The sequence below is a fragment of the Solibacillus ferritrahens genome, from assembly GCF_037027585.1.
Classification (GTDB): Bacteria; Bacillota; Bacilli; order Bacillales_A; family Planococcaceae; genus Solibacillus; species Solibacillus ferritrahens.
Genome location: NZ_JAXCLE010000007.1, coordinates 22251 through 46789, shown reverse-complemented (window position 1 = coordinate 46789; position 24539 = coordinate 22251). Strand labels below are relative to the sequence as shown.

At 37.8% G+C, this 24539-nt stretch carries 31 protein-coding genes; 27 read left to right on the top strand and 4 right to left on the bottom strand.

Annotated features, from left to right (window positions below; genetic code table 11):
- The first annotated feature begins 44 nt into the window (after positions 1-44).
- From SNE38_RS08730 to mtnN, 12 genes are all read left to right on the top strand, one after another.
- Positions 45-317 carry an IreB family regulatory phosphoprotein gene (locus tag SNE38_RS08730; protein ID WP_191700322.1) on the top strand — a complete coding sequence of 91 codons (273 nt, stop codon included), beginning with the start codon at positions 45-47 and terminating at the stop codon, positions 315-317.
- Entirely contained in the window at positions 314-730 is a 417-nt protein-coding gene (gene ruvX, locus SNE38_RS08725; protein ID WP_191702688.1) for a Holliday junction resolvase RuvX, read from the top strand. Before SNE38_RS08730 ends, ruvX begins: the two co-directional genes overlap by 4 nt.
- 152 nt (positions 731-882) lie before the next feature.
- Complete coding sequence (locus tag SNE38_RS08720; RefSeq protein WP_191700320.1) at positions 883-1173, top strand: DUF1292 domain-containing protein; 291 nt, start codon at positions 883-885, stop codon at positions 1171-1173.
- Positions 1174-1242: 69 nt separating this feature from the next.
- Complete coding sequence (locus SNE38_RS08715; RefSeq protein ID WP_191702687.1) at positions 1243-1755, top strand: DUF1292 domain-containing protein; 513 nt, start codon at positions 1243-1245, stop codon at positions 1753-1755.
- Positions 1756-1979: 224 nt separating this feature from the next.
- Entirely contained in the window at positions 1980-3071 is a 1092-nt protein-coding gene (gene mltG, locus SNE38_RS08710) for an endolytic transglycosylase MltG (protein ID WP_191702918.1), read from the top strand.
- Between the two features lie 209 nt (positions 3072-3280).
- Entirely contained in the window at positions 3281-3913 is a 633-nt protein-coding gene (locus SNE38_RS08705; protein WP_191702686.1) for an O-methyltransferase, read from the top strand.
- Positions 3914-3918: 5 nt separating this feature from the next.
- The gene (locus tag SNE38_RS08700; protein WP_191702685.1) at positions 3919-4851 is read left to right on the top strand and encodes a peptidase U32 family protein; all 933 of its coding nucleotides are present in this window, start codon (positions 3919-3921) and stop codon (positions 4849-4851) included.
- A gap of 15 nt (positions 4852-4866) precedes the next feature.
- Positions 4867-6144, top strand: coding sequence for a peptidase U32 family protein (locus tag SNE38_RS08695; protein WP_191702684.1), 1278 nt, complete (start codon positions 4867-4869; stop codon positions 6142-6144).
- The gene (gene udk / locus SNE38_RS08690; RefSeq protein ID WP_191702683.1) at positions 6145-6780 is read left to right on the top strand and encodes a uridine kinase; all 636 of its coding nucleotides are present in this window, start codon (positions 6145-6147) and stop codon (positions 6778-6780) included.
- Positions 6781-7131: 351 nt separating this feature from the next.
- Positions 7132-7617 (top strand): transcription elongation factor GreA, encoded by a 486-nt coding sequence (gene greA / locus SNE38_RS08685; RefSeq protein ID WP_191702682.1) that lies wholly within the window; start codon positions 7132-7134, stop codon positions 7615-7617.
- 147 nt (positions 7618-7764) lie between these two features.
- Positions 7765-8424 carry a YrrS family protein gene (locus SNE38_RS08680; protein ID WP_191702681.1) on the top strand — a complete coding sequence of 220 codons (660 nt, stop codon included), beginning with the start codon at positions 7765-7767 and terminating at the stop codon, positions 8422-8424.
- 41 nt (positions 8425-8465) lie between these two features.
- On the top strand, positions 8466-9158 hold the full coding sequence (mtnN, locus tag SNE38_RS08675) for a 5'-methylthioadenosine/S-adenosylhomocysteine nucleosidase (RefSeq protein ID WP_191702680.1): 693 nt from the start codon (positions 8466-8468) through the stop codon (positions 9156-9158).
- 130 nt (positions 9159-9288) lie between these two features.
- On the opposite strand, the gene sigK is transcribed toward mtnN, so the two are convergent.
- Together sigK and pssA are read right to left on the bottom strand one after the other, a co-directional pair.
- Positions 9289-9990 carry an RNA polymerase sporulation sigma factor SigK gene (sigK, locus tag SNE38_RS08670; protein ID WP_191702679.1) on the bottom strand — a complete coding sequence of 234 codons (702 nt, stop codon included), beginning with the start codon at positions 9988-9990 and terminating at the stop codon, positions 9289-9291.
- An 83-nt stretch (positions 9991-10073) separates the two neighbouring features.
- A complete protein-coding gene (pssA, locus tag SNE38_RS08665) occupies positions 10074-10613 on the bottom strand; it encodes a CDP-diacylglycerol--serine O-phosphatidyltransferase (protein ID WP_191702678.1) in 540 nt (179 codons plus the stop codon).
- A 157-nt stretch (positions 10614-10770) separates the two neighbouring features.
- Between pssA and SNE38_RS08660 the strand changes: the two genes are divergently transcribed.
- The 12 genes from SNE38_RS08660 (at position 10771) to SNE38_RS08605 (ending at position 20381) form a co-directional block, all read left to right on the top strand.
- Positions 10771-11553 carry a phosphatidylserine decarboxylase gene (locus SNE38_RS08660; RefSeq protein ID WP_191702677.1) on the top strand — a complete coding sequence of 261 codons (783 nt, stop codon included), beginning with the start codon at positions 10771-10773 and terminating at the stop codon, positions 11551-11553.
- Positions 11554-11587: 34 nt separating this feature from the next.
- Entirely contained in the window at positions 11588-12103 is a 516-nt protein-coding gene (locus SNE38_RS08655) for a YqeG family HAD IIIA-type phosphatase (protein ID WP_191702676.1), read from the top strand.
- A 52-nt stretch (positions 12104-12155) separates the two neighbouring features.
- Positions 12156-13259, top strand: coding sequence for a ribosome biogenesis GTPase YqeH (gene yqeH, locus SNE38_RS08650; RefSeq protein ID WP_191702675.1), 1104 nt, complete (start codon positions 12156-12158; stop codon positions 13257-13259).
- Positions 13260-13296: 37 nt separating this feature from the next.
- Positions 13297-14127 carry a shikimate dehydrogenase gene (gene aroE / locus SNE38_RS08645; protein ID WP_336046348.1) on the top strand — a complete coding sequence of 277 codons (831 nt, stop codon included), beginning with the start codon at positions 13297-13299 and terminating at the stop codon, positions 14125-14127.
- A gap of 6 nt (positions 14128-14133) precedes the next feature.
- A complete protein-coding gene (yhbY, locus tag SNE38_RS08640) occupies positions 14134-14439 on the top strand; it encodes a ribosome assembly RNA-binding protein YhbY (RefSeq protein ID WP_191702673.1) in 306 nt (101 codons plus the stop codon).
- Positions 14440-14449: 10 nt separating this feature from the next.
- Entirely contained in the window at positions 14450-15043 is a 594-nt protein-coding gene (locus tag SNE38_RS08635; protein WP_191702672.1) for a nicotinate-nucleotide adenylyltransferase, read from the top strand.
- Positions 15012-15572, top strand: a complete 561-nt coding sequence (yqeK, locus tag SNE38_RS08630; RefSeq protein ID WP_191702671.1) for a bis(5'-nucleosyl)-tetraphosphatase (symmetrical) YqeK — start codon at positions 15012-15014, stop codon at positions 15570-15572. Before SNE38_RS08635 ends, yqeK begins: the two co-directional genes overlap by 32 nt.
- Positions 15573-15578: 6 nt before the next feature.
- Positions 15579-15932, top strand: coding sequence for a ribosome silencing factor (rsfS, locus tag SNE38_RS08625; protein ID WP_191702670.1), 354 nt, complete (start codon positions 15579-15581; stop codon positions 15930-15932).
- Positions 15925-16662: a class I SAM-dependent DNA methyltransferase gene (locus tag SNE38_RS08620; protein ID WP_191702669.1), complete on the top strand. Its 738-nt coding sequence runs from the start codon at positions 15925-15927 to the stop codon at positions 16660-16662. Before rsfS ends, SNE38_RS08620 begins: the two co-directional genes overlap by 8 nt.
- Before the next feature lie 139 nt (positions 16663-16801).
- Positions 16802-17437, top strand: a complete 636-nt coding sequence (locus SNE38_RS08615) for a helix-hairpin-helix domain-containing protein (protein ID WP_336046347.1) — start codon at positions 16802-16804, stop codon at positions 17435-17437.
- 84 nt (positions 17438-17521) lie between these two features.
- Complete coding sequence (locus SNE38_RS08610; protein ID WP_191700300.1) at positions 17522-18097, top strand: ComE operon protein 2; 576 nt, start codon at positions 17522-17524, stop codon at positions 18095-18097.
- Entirely contained in the window at positions 18066-20381 is a 2316-nt protein-coding gene (locus SNE38_RS08605; RefSeq protein ID WP_336046346.1) for a DNA internalization-related competence protein ComEC/Rec2, read from the top strand. The genes SNE38_RS08610 and SNE38_RS08605 overlap by 32 nt, the downstream gene beginning before the upstream one ends.
- Positions 20382-20429: 48 nt before the next feature.
- Here SNE38_RS08605 and SNE38_RS08600 read toward each other — a convergent pair whose 3' ends face one another.
- Positions 20430-20603, bottom strand: coding sequence for a YqzM family protein (locus SNE38_RS08600; RefSeq protein ID WP_191700298.1), 174 nt, complete (start codon positions 20601-20603; stop codon positions 20430-20432).
- A 244-nt stretch (positions 20604-20847) separates the two neighbouring features.
- Between SNE38_RS08600 and holA the strand changes: the two genes are divergently transcribed.
- Positions 20848-21858: a DNA polymerase III subunit delta gene (holA, locus tag SNE38_RS08595; RefSeq protein ID WP_191702666.1), complete on the top strand. Its 1011-nt coding sequence runs from the start codon at positions 20848-20850 to the stop codon at positions 21856-21858.
- Positions 21859-21978: 120 nt separating this feature from the next.
- On the opposite strand, the gene rpsT is transcribed toward holA, so the two are convergent.
- A complete protein-coding gene (gene rpsT / locus SNE38_RS08590; protein ID WP_191700296.1) occupies positions 21979-22227 on the bottom strand; it encodes a 30S ribosomal protein S20 in 249 nt (82 codons plus the stop codon).
- Positions 22228-22391: 164 nt separating this feature from the next.
- On the opposite strand from rpsT, the gene gpr reads away from it, so the two are divergent.
- On the top strand, positions 22392-23420 hold the full coding sequence (gene gpr, locus SNE38_RS08585; RefSeq protein WP_191702665.1) for a GPR endopeptidase: 1029 nt from the start codon (positions 22392-22394) through the stop codon (positions 23418-23420).
- 89 nt (positions 23421-23509) lie between these two features.
- On the top strand, positions 23510-24331 hold the full coding sequence (gene spoIIP / locus SNE38_RS08580) for a stage II sporulation protein P (protein WP_191702664.1): 822 nt from the start codon (positions 23510-23512) through the stop codon (positions 24329-24331).
- The last annotated feature ends 208 nt before the right edge of the window (positions 24332-24539 follow it).

The window sequence follows — 24539 nt, the reverse complement described above, 5'->3', positions numbered from 1 at the left end:
CTTCTATGCTCCATCTCTTTATTGCTGAAAGCGAGGTGCTGGTCTTGAGTTCTTTCGATAAAACGATGAAATTTAGTTTTCCAGAGGAATCTATGGAACAAGAAGTAAAGCAAGTGATGCTGAAGGTGTATACGGCTTTAGAGGAAAAAGGGTATAATCCAACAAACCAAATTGTAGGGTATTTATTATCTGGTGACCCGGCATACATCCCTCGCCACCAGGACGCACGTAATTTAATCCGCAAGCTGGAGCGCGATGAAATTTTAGAGGAGCTCGTAAAGTTTTATATTAGAAGGAATGCTGAGGCGGAAAAATGAAGATTATGGGTTTAGACGTCGGCACGAAAACAGTCGGCGTTGCAATTAGTGATGCGTTCGGTTGGACAGCGCAAGGTATCGAAACAATAAAAATTGATGAAGCAGCAGGCGAGTTTGGGATTAAACGTATTAACGAGCTTGTAAAGGCACACAATGTTACTGAATTCGTTGTGGGCTATCCAAAGAACATGAATAATACTATCGGTCCGCGTGGGGAAGCTTCTGAAAACTATAAAAAGTTATTGGAAGATACTTTCGGTTTCCCTGTCAAACTGTGGGATGAGCGTATGACGACCATGGCTGCTGAGCGCATGCTTATTGAAGCGGATGTTAGCCGAAAAAAACGTAAGCAAGTGATTGATAAAATGGCTGCGGTCATGATTTTACAAGGTTATTTAGACAGTAAAAACTAAACGCCGCTTTGTTTCAAACAAGGCGGTTAGTTTTATCCTTTCTAACAATGTTGCTTAAACTAGGGCTTATTTGTATTTATATGCACTAGCTTTATGTATAATATACGAAGCAACAACCGGCAATACTTAAATTTAATGAAGAGGTGACTTTCATGTCAGAACAACAAAACAATATTACTGTAGTCGATGAAAACGGCAATGAACAACTTTGCGAAATTTTACACACTTTTGATTCTGAAGAATTCGGTAAATCATACGTATTATATTCTTTAGTAGGAGCAGAAGAAGATGAAGATGGAGCAGTAGAAATCTTTGCTTCTGCATTCGTTCCTGCTGAAAATGGTGAAGATGGTGAATTAACGCCTATCGAAACTGAAGCGGAATGGGATTTAATTGAAGAAGTATTAAACCAAATTGAAGACGAATTAGGCGAAGAAGAATAATTCATTCGATACCATAAAAACAGAGTGGGTGATGAGCCTTCTCTGTTTTATTATTTAGGAGGAAAAGGAATGGAAGATAATATTTTTATTTTACAAACAGAAGATGGCGGGGAGCAACAATGCCGCGTCGTATTCACTTTTGATTCAGATGAACATTCATATGTACTGTTTACGCTAGTTGGTGATGAAGAGGCTGGTATTTCAGCGTTGCGTTATGTTCTGGATACAAATGGCGAGATGGGAAGCTTCTCTGATATTGAAACAGATGAAGAGTGGGCGATGGTAGAGGAAGTAATGAATACTTTAATGGCTGAATTTGGTGCAGATCAAACAAATTACTTCACAATTACGAATGACGACGATGAAGAAATTATGTGTCAAATATTACACCGATTCGAAAATGACGGGAAAAATTATTTATTTTACGCTACTTTAGAAGACGGTGAGCCACAACTGGAAGAAGTATTTGCTTCTGCCTACATCCCAGGTGAGAATGGTGAAGTAGATGACTTATTGCAGATTGAAACCGATGCCGAGTGGGAAATGGTCGAGCAAGTTTTAAACTCACTATCACAAAATTAGTCCCAAACCTAACTGACGTTATTCGTTAGTTAGGTTTTTTTATATTGTTAATAAATTTATCAAATATACTTTTAAATAGAACATTTTATTCTATATAACGTCGCTAATAAAATACAAATCATGTAACATTCATTGTTCATTATTGTATCGCAAGTGAAATTTATGTATCATATGAAAGAGAAAAAGGGGGGGCTCCCGTGCTAGATGAAAATTCAAAAAAAGAAATGTTCAATAAGATGAATGAGCGTAAAGGAGAAGTTAAAACTGTGCGAAAAATTGTAGGAATCATCGCACTTGCCGTTCTCATCATTATCGCCATTGCAGGATTCTCTGGCTATAATTATGTATCATCCGCATTAGAACCAATGGATCCGGAATCAAATAAGCAAATTGAAGTTGAAATTCCTATGGGTTCGGGAATTACTTTGATTTCAAGCATTCTTGAAGAAAAGGGAATCATTAAAGATGCAAGGATTTTTAAATATTATACAAAATTTAAAAATGAATCTGCATTCCAAGCGGGTGACTATTCTTTAACACAATCGATGACCCTGGACGAAATTATTGAAAGTTTAAAAACGGGCAGAGTGTATCGTGAACCAGTATTTACAATGACAGTTCCAGAAGGATTGACACTTGAGCAAGTAGCTGGTGTCATACAGAAAAATACACCTCATAAAGCAGAAGATTTCTTGAAAAAAGTAACGGACAAAACTTATGTGGAGCAGTTAATGACTGAATATCCAGATTTATTAACAGAGAATATTTTAAATGAAAATATTCGCCATGCATTGGAAGGTTATTTATATCCTGCAACATATCCGTTTTATGAAGAAAATCCATCGATTGAAGAGATTGTAAAGACAATGCTCACTTCGATGAACACAATTGTTTCGGAATATACACCGATTTTGGTAGAACGTGAAATGACAGTGCACGAATTATTGACTTTTGCTTCATTACTTGAAGAAGAGGCAACAGCGCAAACTGACCGTGAAACAATAGCTAGTGTATTTTACAACCGTATGGATATTGATATGCCATTACAAACCGATCCGACTGTTTTATATGCTTTAGGCTCACATAAGGATCGCGTGTTGTATGAAGATTTAGAAGTAGACAACCCATATAATACGTATCAGAATGTAGGATTGCCTCCTGGACCGATAGCAGGAGCGGGGAAAACGTCGATAGAAGCGGCTTTAAATCCTTCACAAACCGATTATTTATACTTCCTGGCTGATAAAGAAGGTACGAATCACTTCGCAAAATCATATGATGAGCATTTGGCAAACATTGAGAAATATTTGCGATAATTAGAAGGAAAGGAATCGGATAGCTTTTAAAATCCGTCTAAAGATGAATTTTAGTAAAGATTATTCGCATTCCTTTTCTTTTCATGCTATTATAAGTTGTGATTTTTTGTCCTTATATAACAATTTTGTAGGCGCAAACATCTTCGTTTCGTCTTTTTTCTTATGGATATAAGATATGCGTAAACAACCAGGTAAAGGGAGAATGAAGAATGGAATTATCAGACGCTTATATTGCTTCCTTCATTTCTGAGCGTGATGAGTTATTAGTAGAAATGGAAAACTTCGCAAAACAACATCATGTCCCAATTATGCAGCTTGCCGGAATTGAATCATTGAATCAATTATTGCGTATTCAAAAACCGAAAGCTATTTTGGAAATTGGTACGGCCATTGGCTATTCTGCACTGCGAATGGCAAAAGCATTACCCGATTGTCAGATTGTGACAATTGAACGGGATGAATCACGCGTTCAATATGCTAAAGAGTTTATTGCAAGGTCAGAGGCGGCAAACAGTATACAAATAATTGAGGGCGATGCGTTAGAGGTAGAAATGGAAAAGCTTCCAACTACTTTTGATGCTGTTTTTATTGATGCGGCAAAAGGTCAGTACATGAAGTTTTTCGAAAAATACTCTCCACTTGTTCCATCGGGTGGGGTATTATATATCGATAATATGTACATGCATGGGCTTTCAAATTTAGATATAAAAGAAGTGCCTAGAAGAAAAAGAACAATGATTCGTAATTTAAAAACATTCTCAGATTGGATTATGTCGCACCCGGATTATACGAGCGCTTTTTTCCCAGTCGGTGATGGATTGTTAATTTGTTTGAAGAGGTGATTAGAGTGAATAAACCAGAATTATTACTTACTCCCCAATCCGTTGAGCATGTGGCTGCATTACTTGATGCAGGAGCAGATGCTTTCGTTATTGGTGAACAGAAATTTGGTCTGCGATTGGCTGGAGAATTTACAGTAGCACAAGTGGAAGAAGCTACGAAATTAATCCATGCTGCAGATAAAAAAGTGTATGTAGCTGTCAATGCTTTATTTCATAATGACCGTTTAGATGCACTGGATGAATATTTAAAAGAAATGCAACGTATTGGTGTTGATGCACTTATCTTTGGTGATCCGGCCGTTATCGTAGCAGTGCGTGAATTAGGAATTACTATTCCATTGCATTGGAATCCTGAAACGACAGCAACAAATTACTTCCAAGTGAATTATTGGGGTGATCGCGGTAGTAAACGTGCTGTACTTGCCCGTGAGCTTTCTGTTGATGAGGTCATTGAAATCAAAGAAAACACAAAACATGAAATTGAAGTGCAAGTACATGGGATGACATGTATGTTCCAGTCAAAGCGTTCACTATTGGGTAATTATTTCCTATACCGTGATGAAGCGATGCAAATCGAAAATCGTAAAGAAAATAAAAATATGTTTTTACATGATAAAGAACGTAAAAATAAATACCCGATTTACGAAGATTTAAACGGTACGCACATTTTCTCACCAAATGATATGTGTATTATCGAAGAACTGAATGAATTATTTGAAGCGGGAATAGACTCATTGAAAATTGATGGTGTTCTCCATTCATTTGATTATGTTGTGACAGTGACAAATCTTTACCGTCAAGCTATTGATACGTACTTTGAACAAGGCGAAGATGCATATGACGAAATCAAATCATCGCTCTTTGAACAAGTGGAAGCAATTCAGCCAGCGTTACGCCCACTGGATACTGGCTTCATTTACAAGGAAACAGTTTACTAGGAAGGAGAACGCAACATGCTACAGTTAATTCAAAACGAAAAAATCCGTGAAACAATTAACGGAAAAACAGTTATTACAAAAAAGCCTGAGTTACTTGCACCGGCAGGAAGCTTGGAAAAATTAAAAGTAGCCGTACATTACGGCGCAGATGCCGTATTTATCGGTGGCCAGGAATTCGGTTTACGTTCAAATGCGGGTAACTTCACGATCGAGGAAATGAAGGAAGGCGTTGAATTCGCCAACAAATACGGCGCGGTTATTTATGTAACGACGAATATCTTTGCCCATAATGAAAATATGGACGGGCTTGAAGAATATTTACAAGCAATCGAGGGAGCCGGCGTTAAAGGGATTATCGTTGCGGATCCACTTATTATCGAAACGTGTAAAAAGGCAGCGCCAAGTTTAGAAATCCACTTATCGACACAGCAATCTTTATCGAACTGGAAAGCAGTAAAGTACTGGAAAGATGAAGGTTTAGAACGAGTAGTTTTGGCACGTGAAGTAGGCGGGGAAGAAATGCGCAAAATGAAAGAGGAGGTAGACATTGAAATCGAGGCATTCGTGCACGGTGCAATGTGTATTGCCTATTCAGGACGCTGTACACTTTCCAACCATATGACGGCACGTGACTCGAACCGAGGCGGTTGCTGTCAATCATGTCGTTGGGATTATGATTTATATGAAAACAATGACGGTGAAGAAGTGGCATTATTTAACGAAGGTGAAGCACCTTTCGCAATGAGTCCAAAAGATTTGAAGTTAATTGAATCTATTCCTCATATGATTGAATTGGGCATTGATTCGTTAAAAGTGGAAGGCCGTATGAAATCTATTCACTATGTAGCCACTGTAGTTTCTGTATACCGCAAAGTGATCGATGCCTACTGTGCTGACCCGGAAAATTTCAAGTTTGAAAAAGAGTGGCTAGAAGAGCTAGCACGCTGTGCAAACCGTGCAACAGCTTCATCATTCTTTGAAGGTGAACCAAGCTATAAACAGCAAATGTTCGGCTTCCATTCACATAAAATGAAATGGGACTTCGCAGGATTTGTAATGGATTATGATGCTGAAACACAAATGGTTACGCTGGAACAACGAAACTATTTCAAATCGGGAGATACGGTTGAATTTTTCGGTCCAAATATGGAAACATTCAAAATGACAGTTGGTCAGATATGGGATGAAGACGGCAATGAGCTTGATGTTGCCCGACACCCACTGCAAATTGTAAAATTTAAAGTAGATCGCTCATTATCACACTTTGATATGATGCGAAAGGAGAATAACTAAATGTCAAAGCGACCAGTTGTCATCGGGATCGCAGGTGGCTCATGCTCAGGTAAAACGAGTGTAACACGTGCAATATATGATGTTTTTAAAGATCGTTCGGTAGTTGTAATCGAACAGGATTATTACTATAAAGACCAAAGTCATATGACGTTTGAAGAGCGTCTAAAAACAAACTATGATCACCCTCTTGCGTTTGATAATCAGTTATTAATCCAACATATTAATGAGCTATTGTCTTATCAGCCGGTAGAAAAGCCGGTGTATGACTATGTTCAACATACACGCTCGGCCGATGTAATACATGTAGAGCCAAGAGATGTTATAATAGTCGAAGGAATTCTAGTATTAGAAGACGAAAGCTTACGCGATTTAATGGATATTAAATTATTCGTTGATACGGATTCGGACTTACGTATTATCCGTCGTATTCAGCGTGATATTAAAGAGCGTGGCCGTACAGCTGATTCTGTTATTGAACAATACTTAACAGCAGTTCGTCCGATGCATAATCTGTTTATCGAGCCGACAAAGCGATATGCCGATGTTATCATTCCAGAAGGCGGAGATAACAACGTTGCTATAGACTTAATGGTTACGAAAATAAAAACAATTCTTGAAACTGAGGCAAACTTGTAATATGATGATGTAGTATTTACAATATTTACATTTTACTTTATACAACTCTCATATTTTTAATTGGTGGATGTAAAAAGTTAGTACCTGGCAATGTCACAGATTTTTTAGAGAGTTATTCGAGTGTATTTGAATAAAATCTGGGCGTAATTTATGCCGAAAATTTGTTGATAGATAAATAAGTATTCATGAAATTCGGCTGCTAGTATTTGCAGTGTAAATCTCTTCTAAAAGAAGTAATTTACACATACTGTAAACTAGTAGTCGGGTTTTCTGTTATTTATGAACGCTAATACAGAAGAGAAAAACGTAGAAAAGTAAACGTTTTCAAGTTATTACTAAGGAGTGGGAATAATGTCAAACGAAAAGCAATATCCAATGACACTTGAAGGAAAGCAAAAATTAGAAGATGAACTAAACACGCTTAAAACGGTAAAGCGTCCGGAAGTTGTGGAGCGTATAAAAACTGCTCGAAGCTTTGGTGACTTATCGGAAAACTCGGAATATGATTCAGCAAAAGAAGAGCAAGGATTTGTGGAAGGGCGAATTTCGCTAATTGAGCAAATGCTTCGTAACTCAGTAATCATTACAGAAGATGATTCATCAAATACTATTTCATTAGGGAAAACTGTTACATTCGATGAGTTAATTAACGGGAAACGTGCTAATTTTGAAGAGTCATACACTATTGTTGGTTCTGCAGAAGCTGATCCGATGGAAGGTAAAATTTCAAATGATTCACCAATTGCAAAAGCCTTAATGGGAAAACATGTTGATGATGTGGTTAAATTAACTACACCAGGCGGAGATATGGAAGTTGTTATTTTAGAAGTAAAATAATTTCTTAGCAGTTAGCATTGAAATCGCTAGCTGCTTTTCTTTTGTTGCAAGAAATATAAGTAATTCGAAATGATGTTCTTTCGTGTGTTTTTAGTGCACAATCTGTTTTTCTAATGCTAAAATAATGATGCATAGGAGGAGATTGAAATGGAACGTAAACGGCGATTTCAAACACGACAACAGTATGCGGAACAAAAAATAAAACAAACGAAGTTTCAGAAAGCGGATAAAAGCCTAAACTACCTAATCGCAATTGTTGCTGTATTAATTGTCGCGACATTGATTTTTATTATTTCTCGAGAGCCAGCATCTAATGAAGCCCAGCAAGAGGAACCACCAGCTAATCTAGCTGCAGGTGAATCAGAAGCGACAGAAGATGAACAAACAGCAGAAGAAGGGCAAGATGTTAAAGAAGAGGGCGAAGATGCATCCAATGAAGCGGATCCATTACCTGAAGAAACAGAGGATACAGTAAGCCCTTCAGATACCGCGGCCGTTCAAAAAGTAATTACAAATTCGAATTGGCCTGTCTATCCGACCGCACAAACAGGTGAACATGTGTCGACATTCGAAAAAGGGCATATTGACTATGAGGAAAAGCTAAAAGCGATCTTCAGTGTCATTGAATTGGAACAGGAAAACAGCATAGTAGTACGTGTAAATAATAACGGAAATGCAAAAAGTGCAATTGCTGTTGTGACATCAATGGATAAGGAACAAAAGTATCGGGTAAGTATTGAATGGATTGACAATGAAGGATGGAAACCTATTCAAGTTGAAGTGCTAAACACTCTTGAAGGTGTTTAACGATATAATTCAAGAAATAGTTTTATTGGAGGAATTAACAAATGAAGATTGCAGTAATTGGCGCAATGGAGCAGGAAGTAGAATTATTACGAGGTGCTCTACAAAATACGAATACAGAAACAATTGCAAACAGTGAATACACAACAGGTACATACGAGGGTAAGGAAGTTATCCTGTTGAAAAGCGGTATCGGAAAAGTAAATGCAGCTATGTCAACAACGATTTTATTGGAGAAATTTAACCCAACAGTTGTAATTAATACAGGTTCGGCAGGTGGTTTTGATGCCGCTTTAAATGTGGGGGATATTGTCATTTCAGATGAAGTGCGCCATCATGATGTAGATGTAACTGCATTCGGTTATGAAATTGGTCAAATGGCCGGGATGCCTGCATGCTATAACTCAGATGAAAAATTGATGGAAGTTGCTAAAGAGGCTGTAAAAGAAGTTGGGGAACATAACTACAGTGTGGGACTCATCTGTTCAGGAGATGTATTTATGAGCAATCCTGAGCGTGTTGAGGCGGTTCGAAAAGATTTCCCAACAATGAAAGCAGTGGAGATGGAAGCAGCTGCAGTAGCGCAAGTTTGCCATCAGTTCAACACACCATTTGTTGTCATTCGTGCATTATCCGACATTGCTGGACAAGAATCCGGCATGTCATTTGATGAGTTTTTACCGGTAGCAGCAAAGCACTCGACAGAAGTCGTGTTAAATGCCATTACAAAACTTTAAGTAGTTAAACGTAACGGCAAGAATAATTCAATTTACACTGCCTAATCGCTGATAAAGGATTAGGCAGTTTTTTAGCAATAAAAATTAAATTAATGCTCTTCGGGTATCCGAAAAATTTGTAAAAAAGAACTTATTCTTTCTCACTATGTTTAAACTGCTGGTAAAGCTTAATTAGCGCACGTTTTTCAATGCGGGATACATAGCTGCGGGAAATATTGAGACGTTTTGCTATTTCTTTTTGAGTATGTGGGTCAAAGTTTTGTAAACCATAGCGATAAGAGATTATTTCAAGTTCACGAGGGTCTAACGTATCTAAATAACGATACAGCTGTGCGAAATCTTCCCGTAATTCAATTTTTTCAATGGTCGAAGGTTCATCCAACTGTAGTAGATCCCGTATTTGCAGTGACTGTCCATCTTTGTCTACTCCGATTGGTTCAAATAATGATACGTCTTTTTGTACTTTTTTCTGAGCACGTAAATGCATTAAAATTTCATTTTCAATACAACGTGCTGCATAAGTAGCGAGGCGGGTCTTTTTTTCAGGAGTAAAGCTGCTTACTGCCTTCATAAGACCAATTGTTCCAATTGAAATATAATCGTCCAGTAAGTCATGAGGGGGATGGAACTTCTTTACGACATGGGCAACTAATCGCATATTACGTTCAATCAGTTCAACTCGTGCCGTTTCATCGCCATTTATAAAACGATTAATGACTTCTTCTTCTTCCTCACGTGATAAAGGTTTGTAAAACGTTTGACCTTTTAAATAGCCCAATAGTGCGGGAAGCTCAAGCCAAAGTTGAAGCAATGCTGTCACAAAACCGCTCAAGCAATATACATCCTTTCGTCTTTTCGACAGTATATGATAAATTTTGCGGAGAAATGAAAAAAGTGTAAGAGCTGAATTTGCTCTTACACCTTCTTTAATGTAAATGTACTTACCATCAGTAGTGCTAATACGGGGAAAAGAATCATGTAAAATGTGTTAGACAATGAATTTGTAAAGAAATAAGAGAACGTGAGCAATGTACCGGCTGCTGTAATTGGCAAACCAACGAAATATCCAGTCGAATCCATTACATTAAATCGTGCTAACCTTAATGCACCAGCAGCAATAAATAGTACAGGCATCATCATACCGGTAATACCTGCATCCATTAACGCCATTTCATACATTAACAGGGCTGGGGCGACACCGAAAGAAATAATATCAGCCATGGAATCAAGTTGTTTTCCTAATTCGGATTCCTGATTAAATTTGCGGGCAACTTTCCCGTCATAACGATCTAAAAAAGCAGCAATAAAAATTAATAAAACACTATAGCTATAGTATTCATTTAAGGTTGCCATAATTGCGGCGCCACCAAATGACATATTTGTAATTGTAATAATATTTGCAGCATTGGCTTTAATTTTTTTTAATGTTGAATCCACTTTTTGAAGTAAAAACATTGGTAAAACACTCCCTTGCGCTTCGGCTATTCTCTATTATACTTCTTCCTTAGAAAAAAAGGTAATAGTTTAATTCTGCATAATACCTTTCCTTGAGCGCCTATACATTATATAATTTATCTTTATTCCATATTTATTATAAATGGGAGGACATAGAATGAAGGAAAAATTATACCGCAATTTGATAGAACTATCAAACGGTAAGCTCTCTTCGAAAGTTTTACAACATGTTGCTCAATCACGTATGAGTAAAAATTTTATTCGTAGTTATAGTCAAATATACGGAATTAATATACAAGAAGTTTCAAAATCACCAAAAGATTTTACAAGTTTACATGATTTTTTTGTCCGTGAGCTAAAAGGTGAAGTGCGTCCTGTAGATATACGTTCAAATATATTTGCGAGTCCTGTGGATGCGAAATTGGAAGCGTTTGGCGATATTAAGGATGGTATGATGTTTACAGTTAAAAATAAACCGTATTCATTAGTGGATTTATTGGGAAATGAAGAGCAGGCTAACAGATATAGCAATGGCAAGTATATTGTCTTTTATTTAAGCCCTGCTGATTATCATCGTATTCATAGTCCGGTTGATGGTGTCATTACGCGTCAATACATTTTGGGTAAGAAATCCTACCCAGTAAACCAAATGGGTCTACAATATGGAAAAAAACCGATTAGTCATAATTATCGTATGATTAGCGAAATTAACTATGAAAAAGATTTTTGTACTGCCTTTATTAAAGTAGGTGCAACATTTGTTAATTCTATTCAACTTACAAACAAATCAACGCAATGGAAAAAAGGGGAAGAAGTCGGCTATTTTTCTTTCGGATCGACTGTTGTTATGCTATTTGAACAGAATGCTATTGAATTTACTGAGAATGTAACGAATGGTGCGAAGATAAAAATGGGAGAAGCATTTGCTACTATGTTATAATGATTAAATAAATTTTGAGTTAGGGGTAACGGCTTTGTACAACTTTTTATTACCAGATGAATTTGTTCGTAGTGTATTTGAAATTACACCAGAAAAATTAAACGAATTAGGCATTAAAGGTATTATTACGGATTTGGATAATACCCTAGTGGAATGGGATCGTGCGGATGCAACAGATGAACTTGTACAATGGTTTGAAATGATGCGTGAATCAGGCATCAAAATTATTATTGCATCAAATAATAATGAAGCACGCGTACGTCAATTTGCAGAACCTCATGGTATTCCGTTTATTTTTAGGGCGAAAAAACCGTTAGGTGCGGCTTATTATGCGGCGCTTGTACAGTTACGTCTACGTCGCCATGAAGTAGCTATGTTGGGAGACCAATTATTGACGGATGTAATGGGTGCGAAGCGTCAAAAGCTGTATACATTTTTAGTGCGCCCCGTAGCAGATTCCGACGGACTTGTTACAAAATTTAACCGTTTTGTAGAACGTCGTGTTTACAATGATTTAAGAAGAAAAGGAAAGTATCCTTGGGAAGACTAATAAGTAGCCCAAGTTGTATAGTTGTGCAATACCAGTTAGGAGGAAATAGTTAATGAACGAAATGCCACAATGTATTGGCTGTGGAACAGTGATTCAAACAGAAGATAAAAATGGATTAGGGTATGCCCCTGCATCCTCTCTAGAAAAGGAAATGATTATTTGCCAACGCTGTTTCCGTTTAAAAAATTACAATGAAATTCAACCAGTCAGCTTAACAGATGACGACTTTTTACGTATTTTAAACGGTCTTGGACAACAGGAAGGCCTCATCGTAAAAATCGTAGATATCTTTGATTTTAATGGCAGCTGGTTACCTGGTTTGCACCGCTTTGTAGGAAATAATCCTGTGCTATTAGTGGCCAACAAAGCAGATCTTTTACCTAAATCAGTGAAAGAGAAGAAAGTAATTAATTGGCTAAAGCGTGAAGCAAAGGCGTTAGGGTTAAAGCCAATCGACGTTAAACTTGTATCCGCTCATAAAGGAATGGGTATGCAGGAAGTAGTCGAAGCAATTGAAGAATATCGTAATGGCAAGAATGTATACGTAGTGGGCTGTACAAATGTAGGGAAATCAACATTCATTAACCGTATAATTAAGCAGGCTACAGGGGAAGGTGAAATTATAACAACATCTCACTTCCCAGGGACAACATTGGATATGATTGGAATTCCACTGGATGACGGTGCATCATTATATGATACACCAGGTATTATTAATCATCATCAAATGGCTCACCATATTGATTCGAGCGAATTGAAATACATTATGCCAAAAAAAGAAATTAAGCCAAAAGTTTATCAGCAAAATCCAGGGCAAACATTATTTATTGGAGCACTTGCCCGTTTTGATTTTATTCAGGGTGAACGTGCTGCATTTACAATACATGCAGCAAACGACTTACCAATACACAGAACGAAGCTGGAACGTGCGGATAGCTTATATGAAGAGCATAAAGGTGAATTATTGGCTCCCCCAACTACAAAGCATATTGAACAACTGCCACCGCTAGTACGCCACGAATTCTCAATTAAAGAAGCAAAAACAGATGTGGTCATTTCAGGATTAGGATGGGTAACGGTACAGCATGCGAATGTAGTTGTAGCCGCTCATGCTCCAAAAGGGGTAGAAGTATTCATCCGCCCATCGTTAATTTAGTTGAATGATTGTGATAAGTTGAAAGAAGGTATTGTTGATGAAGAAGTGGTTTGCGGTTATTGGGGATCCGATTGCACAGTCAAAATCTCCGGAGATGCATAATGCATGGTATGAAGAAGAGAATGTGGATGCGGCTTATATTCCGGTACATGTGAAGCATGAACATTTACAACAAGCTGTAGCATCATTCAAGCTGTTGGGCGCAAGTGGCTGGAATGTAACAATACCGCATAAGCAAACGATTATTCCCTTTTTGGATGAACTTGATGAACTCGCTGCAAAGATGGGCGCGGTCAATACTGTCGTTCGTACAGCTGAAGGGAAACTAAAGGGCTATAATACAGATGGTCCGGGATTTGTGAAAGCATTAGAGCAAGTAATCGGTACAAACAAGCGTGATGCACCGATTCTATTAATCGGAGCCGGTGGAGCAGCACGTGGTATCGCATTTGCCCTTCAACTTATAGGTTATTCAGATATAACGATTGCCAATCGAACGGTTGAAAATGCACAGCAAATTACAGATGAGATGAATGAAGGCCAAGCTATTTCATTGCAACAAGCAGAACAGAACTTAGCTGCTTTCCAAATTTTTATACAAACTACACCGGCAGGAATGACAACGGGGGACTTTGCCCTGCCGTTTTCGCTTGAAAAGTTCCCGGCAGGCGCAATTGCTGCAGATATTGTGTATAATCCATTAATGACGCCATTTTTGCAAGCGGCTGAGCAAAAAGGGGCGACAATTGTTAATGGTTTAGGCATGTTCGTGCATCAAGGGGCGATTGCCTATGAATATTGGTTAGGCCATTATCCAAATACAAATGCAATGATTGCCCGTTTGACGGCGCAATTAGGAGGAAAGTAAATTATTATGTTAACAGGTAAACAAAAACGTTTTTTACGTGCTGAGGCACATCACTTAGATCCAATTTTCCAAGTTGGAAAAGGTGGCGTAAATGATGCAATGCTTGCACAATTACGCGATGTATTAGAAGTACGCGAGCTTATTAAAGTACGTATTTTAGATAACTGTGAAGAAGATAAAAATGTTGTAGCAGAAGAGCTTGCTGAAGGAACACGTGCAGAGCTGGTACAACTAATTGGCTTAACAGTTGTTTTATATAAAGAATCACGCAATAACAAAAAAATCGTATTACCAAAAGTAGCTACGAAATAGGTGAATCGAAATGAAGAAAGTCGGTCTTTTTGGCGGTACATTTAACCCACCACATATCGGACATTTAATGATGGCCAATGAAGTGTATGCTGCACTTGATTTAGCGGAAATACGTTTTATGCCCAATGCAATGCCGCCACATAAGGAAATGTTGAGTTCTGCTACAAATGCACAGCGTCTTCGGATGGTTGAGCTGGCGATTGAAGAAATCTCCTATTTTAAAGTGGAGACCTTTGAGCTTGACCGTGGAGGTGTATCCTATACATTCGATACGATGAAAGCTATGCGTGAGCGTGAACCGCTAACTGAGTTTTATTTTATTATCGGTGGGGATATGATTGATTCATTACCTACATGGCATCGAATTGACGAGTTAATGGAGCTTGTAACATTTGTAGGAGTGAAGCGTCCAGGTAGTGAAGCGCAAACATCTTATAATGTACACATGGTTGATGCGCCCCAAATAGACCTTTCTTCAACTTATATCCGAAACCGATTACAGCAAGATAAGGCTAATTTGCATTTTATATTGCCTAAGGCTGTTGAACAGTTTATTCGAGAGGAAGGTTTGTATGGATCGTCAGACGTTATTGGCAGCAATTAAAGAGCGAATGCCCGAAAAACGGTATATTCATTCGATTGGTGTTATGGAAACGGCGATTCGTTTAGCCGAAAAATATCAGGAAGATCCAAAAAGGGCAGAAATCGCAGGCATTTTACATGATATTGCGAAGTATGCAGATGTCGAATGGATGAAAAAAGTTGTGATTGAACAGCAGATGGATCCTCGTTTACTTGAGTGGAATGCTGAGATTTTACATGGTCCTATCGGGGCATGGATTGCCCAGACTGAATTTCACATTGAAGATGAAGAGATTTTAAACGCAATTCGTTACCATACAACCGGGCGAGCGGATATGACAACTTTTGAAAAAATAATTTTTGTTGCAGATATGATTGAGCCAAACCGTAAATTTCATGGTGTAGAAAAACTAAGAGCCGATGCAGACATTAATTTGGATGATGCATTTCGGGCATGTATAACACATACCCTCAGTTTTTTAGTTTCATCACAGCAGGCTATTTACCCTGTATCAATTGAGTGCTATAACTTTTTAATGAGAGAGGAATAAACATACATGAATGAAACGTTATTAAATATTACGTACAAAGCAATAGATGACAAGCGCGGGGAAGATATTGTTGCCCTAAATATGAAGGGGATTTCTTTATTGGCTGATTACTTCATTATTGCTGAAGGTAGTTCAGAACGCCAAGTACAGGCTATTGCTAAAGAAATCAAAGATAAAGCTGAAGAAGCGGGCTACACTGTTCGTAAATTGGAAGGCTTTGATACAGCACGTTGGATTTTAGTTGATATGGGTGATGTTGTAGCGCATATTTTCCACAAAGATGAGCGTGCATACTATAACTTGGAGCGTTTATGGGGAGATGCAGCACAATTAGACGCACCACAAGCTGACAATGAATAGTTATGAGCGTTTTGCAGAAGTATACGATGAGTTGATGACAGATATTCCGTACGTGGAATATGTAGAGTGGATTCAATCGCATGCCCCTGCACAGAACTATAAAAATTTATTGGATATTGGCTGTGGCACGGGAACACTTGCTTTATTATTGCATCAATCAGGCTACAATGTATCAGGTATCGATTTATCTGAGGAAATGCTTTCGATTGCAAGCGCTCGTATGGATGTCAATGGCATTACAATACCACTGTATGCAATGTCGATGGACGAACTAGACGGTTTCAGTGACTTGGATGTAGCAATCATTCCAATAGATTCGATTAATTATTTAAAAGAAGAACATCAAGTAATTGAAACATTAAAAAGGATTTTCCAAAGTCTTCGGACTGGGGGACAGCTATTTTTCGATGTGCACTCCATATACAAAATGGATGATACATTTTTAGACGGTCCATTTACGTATGATGACGGAGATATTTCCTATGTGTGGCATACAGAGCACGGGGAGTATCCGCATTCAGTCTACCATCAAATGACATTCTTCTTACAGACAGAAAGTGGATTGTATGAACGATTTGATGAAGAACATTTTCAAAGAACTTTTAGCTATGAACAATATGTTATTTGGCTAAAAGAAATCGGTTTCTCACATGTCGAGGTTTCGGCTGATTGGACAAACGACGAGCCGACTGAAGAAAGTGAACGTATTTTTATCCGTGCTGTAAAATAAATAAAATGCCCGAAAAAGAATGTTTCGGCAGTTTTAGATGAAATACCTTTTCATAAAGAAGTGAAATTTGTATAGTGGAAGTAAGCTCCATATATAAAACCTTCTTTATGAAAGGGTGTTTTTTAATTTGCAGCCATTTGTGGAGAAGTATAAAAAGCAAGTCACTATTCTGGGTAGTGTACTTGCGGTAATAGTTGTCTATTTCTTTTTTATTCAAGATTCCTCGAACAGTGCTACGATTGAAACAATTGACCAAAACGCCTTGGCTACTATAGGCTCTACTCCTAATATTCCGGAAACAGAAATGGAAGACACTCCACAAACAATTATTGTTGATGTAAAAGGCGCAGTAAAATTTCCGGGTGTTTATACCTTGTCAGAAGAACAGCGAATTATCGATGCAATTGAAGCGGCAGGGGGCTATACGGATGATGCAAATCCAATGCTCATTAACCATGCACAAAAATTACAGGATGAAATGGTTGTCTATATTCCTAATTCTAGTGAAGATGCATTGGAAGAAATGGAACTTTTTCTGCAAATGACGGAAATAAATTCAACAAGCAGTGGTAACAGCTCCGGAAAAATTAACATAAATAAAGCGGCTGAATCAGAGTTAACCCAATTGCCTGGAATAGGACCTTCGAAAGCCAGTGCAATTATTCAGCATCGATCAGAGCAAGGGAATTTTCGCACGGTTGAAGATTTGAAGCAGGTGACAGGCATCGGGGACAAAACATTCGAGCAGTTAAAGGACTTAATTGATGTAAAATAAAGTGAAATTTCAAAAAATCATACATTGCGAATGGTTCGAACTATGTATAAACTGATAAGTGATATAATTTTTGGGGGTTATCATATGGAGCGAATTACTTGGGATCAATTTTTTATGGCGCAAAGCCATTTACTTGCATTAAGAAGTACATGTGCCCGTCTTGCGGTAGGGGCAACTATTGTAAGAGAGAAGCGTATTATTGCCGGTGGATACAATGGATCAATCTCCGGTGATGAACACTGTATTGAAGAAGGGTGCTATGTAGTGGACAATCATTGTGTCAGAACAGTCCATGCCGAAACGAATGCGCTGTTGCAGTGTGCTAAATATGGTACACCAGCAAATGGGGCTGACCTTTATGTGACGCATTTCCCATGCTTGCCTTGTTCGAAGACGATTATTCAAGCAGGAATTAAAAACGTGTACTATGCCAAAGATTATAAAAATAATGTATATGCTTTGGAACTATTTAAGAAGGCTGATGTCCATGTTCAGCACATCCCATTCGATGAAGCAAAAATAGATTTTCTGCAAGATGAAAAGTTTGCCTTAACATTTGAAATGCTCGAGAAGCTTCGTGAGTTAGGTGCAAGTAATGAACAGTTGCTCCCTCTAGAGGAGAAGATGCATGCTTTATTTGGTAAACTTGTTCAAGCATAACTGGATATTTTACGCCTTGTCGATTTGTATTAGTGCAATTGCTGCATTAGAATCGGTAAGGCTACTTGCATTATTAGTTATTCTGTTGCTGTTTTGTCATTATAAGCAATTACTCAAAATACATCTCGTCTTCGTTTTTTTCACGGGGATTGGGAGTTATCTTTTATTTTCCTATGAAGTAAACAAGCTTTCCGTTTCAGTCGAACTTCCGGCAATCTTGACATGGTCTGATGAATACAGAATTAACGGCGTTATGCTACGAGGTTTTATGACCAATGCAGAAGGCGAAAAGCTATATGTAACCTACGAAATAAAAAGTGAACAGGAAAAGCAACTCCTGGAAGCCCAGCAACTCGCTGGTTCGAATTTTTTTGTTGTCGGGGAGCAAGTATCCCCATCTGTTCCTGCGCACCGCTATGGCTTTTCTATGGCCCAGTATTTGCAAAGTAAAAACGCGAGAGGGATTATCGAAATTCACCAACTTACCTTTGTGGGCAAGGGAAATTCTTTTTTACAGCCTTTATATGACCAACGCTTTCGATTAAAACTCCATATAGAAGAAACTTTCCCTCCTTCGCTTGTTGCTGAAGCACAAGCCCTTTTAATCGGTTTACAGCATAATGTCGATGATGAATTGAACCGAGCCTATCAAAAATTAGGGATTACACATTTATTTGCGATTTCCGGACTGCATGTTGCCCTCGTTTCTTTCCTATTTTTCCAGTTGTTATTAAGAATGAGCATTCGCAGAGAGTCGGCCACAATTCTCCTTCTTGCAATATTACCGATGTATGCAATTGTAGCAGGAGGTGCTCCATCTATATGGCGTGCAGTAAGTGTTGTTGAATTTATTATGCTTGCCCGGTATTTCCGGTGGAATATTCCGATGGATGATGCTTTGTCACTGAGCTTTATCATTTTTGTTCTATTAGAACCTGGTGTTATTTTTCAAGTAGGTTTCCAACTTTCTTATTTAGCTACATACAGTTTAGTGTACTCGAGTCGGATTTTAGCGCGGTATTCTAACTTTTGGATTCAATCCTTTTTCATCACCTTTGTTTGTCAAATCCTCGTTTACCCATTGTTACTCTTTCACTTTTTTGAAATCAGTCTTTCTTCTTTTATAGCGAATATCTTCTTCGTACCGCTTTTTTCTTTTGTTATCCTACCGATTAATCTTGCGGTTTTAGTTCTTACTTTTTTACCACTCCCGTTTGATTCTTTTGTTTTTCTCCTATACGAGCCATTGCGTACGGCACTTACAAACTTTATATTCATCATTCAACAGCCAATTATTCAAATGTGGAACCCGGGAAAACCATCTATCTTATGGTTGGTCTTCTTATATAGCTCCGTTTTCATTACCTTCTATTTGCTTGATAAACAATCCACTTTAAAGGCAATTTTACTATTAGTACTGCCTGCAATAGTTTTTCACTTCCAATCCTATTGGGACGGTGATTTAAAAATTTCCTTTGTAAATGTGGGGCAGGGAGACTGCATTGTTATTGAATTACCTTACCGGAAATCCGTTATAGTGATTGATGCGGGAGGGTTATTAAGATTTGATCAGGAGAAATGGAAAGAGCGTCAAACACCTTATGAGGTGGGTCGCCAAATAGTAGTACCTTATTTAAAAGGGCGCGGCATACAATCGATTGATACATTTGTATTATCTCATGCCGATGCCGACCATGTGGAAGGGGCTGAAGAAGTTTTACGAGAGGTGATTGTGAAAGAGGTACATGTCACGCCAGGTTCGATTTCAAAGCCTGTAATGAATGATTTTTTACAGGAACTGAAGAAGACAAATACAAAACTTATCGAAAAGATGGCAGGGGATTATTGGAAAGTTGGTGCGACGACGTTTGAGTATTTATGGCCTGCTGATATTGAATACGAAGGGAATAATGATTCGCTTGTTATTATGGTAACGCATAATCAGTATAAGGCATTGTTTACAGGAGATCTTGAAAAAGAAGGGGAACAGCAATTAATTCAACTATATACAGAAAAGCTAAGGAATATTGATTTGTTAAAGGCCGGTCATCATGGGAGCAAGACTTCAAGCATTGAAGAGTTTGTTGCGCTGACAAACCCGAAATTTGCAGTGTTTATGGCTGGGGAAAACAATCGGTACAATCATCCGCATATTGATGTAGTAAATCGTTTTGAATCATACCATATCCCACACGCAACAACTGGATTGGAAGGAACGATAGAAGTAACGATAACTAAAGGTGAAATTACGATAGAAAAATCGAATTCAATTTATTTGAAATAAAAATGGAGTGATTTCTATTATTTACATAGAAATCACTCCATTTTAGGATTACATACGTGTAGCTGCTTCTACAATAATTGCAATGATAAAAATTGTAATAAAGAAACCGCCACCAATTACGAAACCGTAACCAGCATCTGGGAAGTCGTTGCCTTTCATCGCACGGCCACGACCTTCAAATGGGTTTTCAGTTACATAGTTTGGATCTTGATGTCCTGCCATAAGTATCCCTCCTAATCTCCAATCATTATAGAATAATCTAATTAAAAATGCTATATGAAATGCTAATTATTCCTTTTATTGGTGATAATAATAAGTGTAAATTTCAAGAAAAGTCCACAAAGTAATTAGCTTGTTATTTTAAATTGTTTTTCCCTGTTCTTCGGGATTGTAAGCGAATCTGTACATTCTCAATTAATTAAAAAATGTTATACTAAGAAATACGAAAGTAAAGGAGGTTCCCCAGATGATAACAAAAATGTGGCAGGATTTTAAAAAAGGGAATTTCGCACCGGTTTACTTGCTTGTAGGAGAAGAATCTTATTTTGTAGATGAAACAATAAAGCAATTGAAATCTGCACTTCAAAAAGTGGAAGAAGCAGAAGTGATGACCTTTGATTTAAATGAACAACCGATAGATTATGTCATCGATGAAGCGGATACGATTCCGTTTTTTTCTGAACGCAAACTAATAATTGCTAAAAACACATCTTTTTTAAAAGCAACTGAAAAGGGAAAAGAAAAGATTGATCATGATTTAAAACGTCTTGAAAGCTGGCTCGAACACCCTACTGATACTGCAATTACGGTATTTATCGCTCCATATGAAAAGCTGGATGAACGAAAAAAAATCACGAAACTTATGAAGGATAAATGTACAGTTATCCTTGCAGAAACACCGCAAAATCATGATTTAAATGTGTGGGTTCAAAATGAAGCCCATAAGCACGGGAAAGCTATTACGGATGAAGCAATCGGAAAGTTGCTTGAAATGGTTGGACCTAATATGCTCCAACTTCAAATGGAAATGGAAAAGATGGCATTATATTTAGGTGAAGAGCTGGAAATTACACGTGAACTTGTGGAAGATTTAGTAGCGAAGACGCTTGAACATGACGCATTCAAAATGCTGAATGCCTATTTGGAGCATAATCAAGAAGAGGCACTTAAAATTTATCATGATTTATTGCGCCAAAAAGAAGAACCTATTAAGTTGGTTGGGTTACTCGCAAATAATATTCGCACAATGACACAAGTTTTCTATTTGCAAAAAAAGGGCTATCATCAGCAGCAAATTGCAAAGCAACTTAAAATCCATCCTTACCGTGTCCAAATTATCTCGAACCAAAAAAGTCGTCCTACCGATCAGCGTTTACTCCAAGCGCTTTACAGTCTGGCTGAGGTAGATCTTCAACTGAAAACAACAGGTGGAAATCGCGAACGTCATTTAGAGCTATTTTTAATGAGGAAGCTATAAGATAAGGTATTTTAAGATTTATCCATCTACTTAATGATTCATAACCGTCTTATAAAACTATTTATATTATACGAAAAAAGCCAACTGCACAAATGCGCAGTTGGCTTTATAACTTTACAATTAAGCTTTTTTCGCTAAACGAGACTTTTTACGAGAAGCCGCGTTTTTGTGAATAAGACCTTTAGAAGCAGCTTTATCTAATGCTTTAGAAGCAGCAACTACTAATTCTTGAGTGTTTTCAGCACCTGTAGCGATGGCTTGTTCAGCTTTTTTAACTGTAGTACGCATAGCAGATTTTGCTTGTACGTTAGCAGCGTTAGCTTTTTCGTTAACTTTTACACGTTTAATAGCAGATTTAATGTTTGGCATTTCTTTCACCTCCTAGATTTAGGTACGAGATGAGTATTTTCTCACTGTTTCATGTGTCAATACAACAAAAATCATTCTACCAAAGGATTGAAAGAATTGCAATACATAAATGCAAAGAATATTTACTTGACAGTTTGAACAAACTGGAATGTGGAGGTGCATTTATGAAAAAAATAGATTGGAATCGCACAGATTTAATTGATGAAACAGCAGGAGTCCTACTTCAGCAAACGCAAGCGGACAAGGAAAAATTAAAGCATGAACGTGGCGTTCATATGGAGGAGTCGCAACAAAACCGAGTAAAAATTACTAAGGTTGAAGTGAATGCGGCTGGGCAAGAACAAATCAGCAAAAAACAAGGGGTGTATATTACATTATCAATACCTACATTAACTTCGGAAGACCAACATGGCTTTTCACAACTACAGGAATCATTAATTCATTATTTACATGATCTGCATAAAGATTTGAAAATTACTGCACAATCAAAAGTTTTAGTAATAGGCTTAGGGAATAAGACGATTACACCAGATGCAATTGGTCCATATACTATTGATGCAATGCATAAAAAACAATCGGAACTGCAGGAGCCTAAATTTATTTTATATGCGCCGGGTGTGACGGGTCAAACTGGATTTGAAACAAGTGATTACATTCATGCATTAACAGAAAAAATAAAGCCATCGCTCGTAATTATAATCGATGCACTCGCTACAAGTGGTAGTGCGCGTTTATGTAGAACCATTCAGTTAACAGATACAGGGATTCATCCGGGTGGGGGTGTAGGAAACCATCGTAAGGAAATTTCCAAGGAAGTGTTAGGTGTACCTGTAACGGCAATCGGAATTCCAACAGTTGTAGAAGCTCCGATATTGATTGCAGATGCAATAGATGTAGCTTTTAGGTCGATTGCAGCAAAAATACAAGAAAAAGGGAAGCCTTCCGGGAAGCTGTCTGTAACAAATTGGACACCTGTAAATGAAGAAGTGGACCTATCTAAAGTGGAGCCGATTTTCGGACAATGGGCAACGTGGCCAAATGAAGACCGCCGACAATTATTTGAAGAAGTGTTTAGTACCCATCCTGAGCGTCTTATGGTTACGCCAAAAGAGGTTGATTTTTGGCTAAGTCAATATGCCTTTTTATTAGGGGAAAGCTTGTTTAATTGGATAGAGCAAAAACAATCTACTTAAAATAAGAAAAAATAAATTTTAGATACACTAAAAACTAGTTATACGTTCTAAGTTTTGCTCTTCCCCCATATTGTATTGGAGAAAGGGTGATGTGTTTGCGGAAACTAAAACGCTTCTCATTATTGTTCTTATTTTTATTTTCACTGCCTATCATTATTGGGCAATTCCCTTTTCCAAATAATGAAATGACCACAAAAAAACCTGAAAATACACACGTCGTCTATGCTGCAGCAGATCCGCTACCAACAGTAGTCGAAGAACCGCCGTATAATCCAGATCCATTTAATGTATTACTAATGTTTACACATTCTCATGAGTCGTATAAGCCAATTGTCAAACAAACTAAAGGGATGCAGGCAGTATATGATGAGGAAATGAATATTTTCTCTTTACAGCAAATGATGCAGTATTATTTCGAATTAAATGAAATCACACCACATGTTGTTGATGTTGATGTAATGAACGAAATGAAGTTAGTGGATGCAAGGTTACCTCAAGCCTACAAAGTTGCTCGCCCTATATTAAAACAATATTTGGAAGAGCGTGAATACGGACTGGTAATTGATTTTCACCGTGATGCAGTTCCGAAAAAGGCTACTACACATACAGTGAATGAGGAAAGCTATGCAAAAGTGGCATTTGTCGTGGGGGCGGAACACCCGGCATATGAAGCAAATTTAGCGTATGCAACAATGCTGGATAAACAGTTAAACAACATGTTACCTGGTATTTCACGCGGCATATTAAAACAACAAGGGGATCATGTGAATGGTGTTTATAACCAGGATCTTGCTCCGAATATGTTGCTGATTGAACTTGGCGGTATTGACAATACGGAAGAAGAACTTCACCGAACAATGGCAGTATTAGCGCAGGCCATCCGACTCGCATTTGTTGAGGCGGCGGTGTAATTATTTTAGAGGGAATTTATAAAATGAAAGTGAGCAGTGGCATTCCTAAAAGGAACTTAAACACTACTCCTTGCACAAATATGTAAAAGCGCATTTCGCAGTAGTCTGAGCGAAATGCGTTTTTCCTATGGCAGTTGAAGGTTCGCTGTTGTCGTTTTACTACGATTCATAGTATAATTTAAAATAAGAAAGCCTCTATTGTTCCATT